This window comes from Micromonospora sp. NPDC049580 (assembly GCF_040675595.1).
Lineage (GTDB): Bacteria > Actinomycetota > Actinomycetes > Mycobacteriales > Micromonosporaceae > Micromonospora.
This window is the reverse complement of the sequence record NZ_JBFAPG010000575.1, coordinates 1-3,581: the sequence shown is the minus strand read 5'-3', so window position 1 is coordinate 3,581 and position 3,581 is coordinate 1. Positions and strand designations below refer to the sequence as shown.

The following is a 3,581-nucleotide window of genomic DNA, read 5'->3' as shown; positions in this document are numbered from 1 at the left end:
GGGTGCTGGTGCACCCCGGCCCGATTCATCGGATGATGCCCGACCGCACCTCGTCTTACCCGCGTCTTTTGCAACTTTCACAGGCATTTAAACATAGATGAGACCCAATCTTGTATTGCATTCGTCACACGTCTGACATACGCTCCGCGAGAGACTTCGTAGCGATTGGCAAAAGAGTGCGGTCGGGCTGCACCACCCGCCCCCCGCCGATCCTTGGTGGCGTCGCTGTTCCCTGCTTGTCGCTCGATGCACGTATCACGCACCACATCGACGACAAGTGAGAAAGGACAGCACGTGAGATCAGCCGTAACCACCACCACCCGCACGGCACTGCTCGCGGCGGCGCTCGTCGCCGCCACGCTGCCGGCCGTGGTGATCAGTCAATCGCCCGCCTCGGCCGCGGTTCAGGAGACCTACTACGTCGCCCCGGACGGTAACGACTCCAACGCCGGCACGCTGGCGTCTCCGTTCAAGACGGTGCAACGCGCACGGGACGCCGTTCGCACTGTGAACGCGAACATGACCGGCGACATCAACGTTTACCTGCGCGGCGGCAGATATCCCGTCACCAGCACCGTCGAGTTCGGCGCCAGCGACTCCGGCACCAACGGGTACCGGATCAGTTACGCCGCCTATCCCGGCGAGACCCCGGTGCTGGACGGTGGCGTCCAGGTGACCGGCTGGACCCAGCACAGCGGCAACATCTGGAAGGCGCCGCTGGACCGCTCCATCAAGCTGCGGGCGCTCTACGTCAACGACAAGCGGGCGTACATGGCGTCGAAGACGATCAGCTCGGGCGGCTGCTACGGCACCTACAACATCACCGCCGGCCAGGCTGCCTGGGCGTGGGAGTCGGGCTCGCAATGCGACGGCGCCAAGTACAACCTGAACGACTTCCCGGCCATCGCCCGCAACCAGGACGACCTGGAGATCGAGACGGGGACGACCTGGACCACGGCCATCGTGGGAGTCCGCCAGGTGACCACGAGTTCCGACGGCGCGAACCGGGTGGCCCTGTTCCAGCAACCGGGCGCGGCCATCGCGCAGGGCGCGTTCAACGGCAACGCCCAGGTGGGTGGCAGCCACAAGGTCATGAACGCGTACGAGTTCCTGGACACGCCCGGTGAGTTCTACTTCGACAAGGGCGCCAAGACGGTCTACTACTACAAGGCCAGCGCCGAGAACATGTCGACCGCCGCGGTCTACGCGCCGAACAACGTCACCACCCTGTTGCGGGTCGCCGGCACCTCGACGAGCAGCCACGCGCGCAACATCACGTTCTCCGGCCTGACGGTGCAGCACTCCGACTGGAACCTGTTCAACGTCGCCGGCTCGTCCTTCAAGCAGGCGCAGCAGGGCAACCTCGGCGCCCAGGTGTACGCCAAGGGCAACTTCCACGTCTACTACTACCGCAACGTGGACGTCACTCCCGGCATCGTCCAGGTGCAGAACGCCGACGGCATCCTCCTGCAACGCAACCGGATCCAACACACCGGCGCCGACGGCATCAGCATGGTCAACGACGTGCAGGGCACGCAGTTGATCGGGAACTACACCAACGACATCGCGGGGTCGGCCGTCAACGTCGGCCATCCCCAGCACGTCTACATCGGAGACGGCACGTCGACCAACCGGGAGAAGTACTCCCCGCAGGTCGAGGGGCTGCCGAAGAACATCGACATCAAGAACAACTACATCTACGACAGCGCCGTCCTGTTCAACGGGCACAGCCCCATCTCGGCGTACTTCGCCGACACCCTCACCATCTCGCGCAACCGGATCGAGAAGGCCCCCTGGTCGGGCATCACGATGGGCTGGGGCTGGTGGAACTTCGACGGGTCATCGGGCTCGATCGTGCCCAACCGGCCGACCACGACGGCGCGGAACAACACCATCAGCTACAACCACATCATCGACACGGTCCAGCGCCTCAGCGACACGGCGCCGATCTACACGCTGGGCAGCCAGCCCGGGACCACGATCACCAACAACTACCTCCAGGGCGTGCCCTCGGGCCACAAGTACGGACTGCACCCGGACGAGGGGTCGGCGTACATCACCTTCCGGGACAACGTCCTGAGCATCGACAAGAACGTCACCTGGATGATCAACTCGGACGACTTCGGGCGGAAGCACGATCTGTCCATCACGCAGATCTACGGCCCGATCAACAAGGTCTCGAACAAGAACCTGCCGAACAGCACGGTCGCCGACATCCTCGTCTCCTCCGACTACGTCTGGCCGGCGGCGGCGTACGGCATCGCGGCCAACTCCGGCCTGGAGGACGCCTACCGGGACATCATCCCGGCGAGCAGTTTCTCCGCACCGAACTACGTGCTGCCGGCCAGCACGTTCGTCACCAGTGCCACGGCGTCGATCCCGATCCGGAGCACCGGCGACGCCACCAAGTCGGTCTGGCTGGCTCCGTACGGCACGACCACCTTCACCGCCGGGCCGACGATGACCAGGGCTTCCGGCACCGCCACGTCCATCGCCGTGCCGACGAGTCAGGGCGAGTACCGGCTCTACGTCGTCGACGCACAGGGCAACCGGTCGGCCGAATCGACCTCGATCGTCAGGCAGCAGAGCGGCGGCGGCAGCCAGCAGGGCGGGCAGCTCGTGGGCGGCCAGTCCGGTCGCTGCGTCGAGGTCCCCAACTCCTCCACCACCAACGGCACCCAGGTGCAGCTGTGGGACTGCGGCGGGGGCACGAACCAGCGGTGGACCTCCACCGCCAGCAAGCAACTGATGGTGTACGGCAACAAGTGCCTGGACGCCTCCGGGGCCGGTACGGCCAACGGCACCCAGGTCATCATCTGGGACTGCCACGGCGGGCTCAACCAGCAGTGGAACGTCAACGCCAACGGCACCATCACGAACGGCCAGTCCGGGCTCTGCCTTGATGCCAACGGCGCCGCCAGCGCCAACGGCACGAAGATCATCCTCTGGTCGTGCAACGGTGGCCCGAACCAGCAGTGGAGCCTGCGGAGCTGACCGACCGACCACACCGGGGCCGGGCCGTCATCGGCCCGGCCCCGGGCCGTCCGCGTCCCCGCCTCCTCGAGGCAGCATGTGCTACCGGACAACAAGTGGGTAATGGTGGGTGATGACGACAACCTGGAAGCCTTACGAGAAGCACGGCGGCCTGTCGGAGAAGGACAAGCGGGAGTTGCCGGAGAGCGTTTTCGCGTTCCCCGACAAGCGCAAGGAGCCGATGACCGACGCGAGCCACGTCCGTAATGCCATCGCCCGCTTCGACCAGGTGCAGGGCGTCACCGACAAGGAGCGCGACCTGGCGTTCCAGAACATCCTCGCCGCTGCGAAGCACTACGGCGTCGACGTCGCGGAGACGGACTGGCGCCAACTCGGCAAACTGCCGCACACGCCGAACCCCGCGCACTGAGACCGGCCCGGGGATGGGTTCCGGGGCCGGTTCTCGGGCGTGTTAGCGTGCTCGTCGTTGTCAGCGAGCGCCGCTAGCTCAACTGGCAGAGCAGCGGACTCTTAATCCGCGGGTTCGGGGTTCGAGTCCCTGGCGGCGCACCAACGAACAAGGCCCTGACCTGGTGGTTAACACCGGG

Annotated in this window: 2 protein-coding genes and 1 tRNA gene; all 3 read left to right on the top strand. The window is 65.7% G+C overall.

Going from position 1 to position 3,581, the window contains the following annotated elements; all coding sequences use genetic code 11:
• Positions 1 to 294 precede the first annotated feature (294 nt).
• The 3 genes from AB0J68_RS29330 to AB0J68_RS29320 all read left to right on the top strand — a co-directional run bounded on the left by AB0J68_RS29330 (position 295) and on the right by AB0J68_RS29320 (position 3,546).
• A complete protein-coding gene (locus AB0J68_RS29330) occupies positions 295 to 2,994 on the top strand; it encodes an RICIN domain-containing protein (protein WP_363941781.1) in 2,700 nt (899 codons plus the stop codon).
• A gap of 112 nt (positions 2,995 to 3,106) precedes the next feature.
• Positions 3,107 to 3,403, top strand: a complete 297-nt coding sequence (locus tag AB0J68_RS29325) for a DUF6582 domain-containing protein (RefSeq protein ID WP_354855180.1) — start codon at positions 3,107 to 3,109, stop codon at positions 3,401 to 3,403.
• Positions 3,404 to 3,470: 67 nt separating this feature from the next.
• A tRNA-Lys gene (locus AB0J68_RS29320) sits at positions 3,471 to 3,546 on the top strand.
• The last annotated feature ends 35 nt before the right edge of the window (positions 3,547 to 3,581 follow it).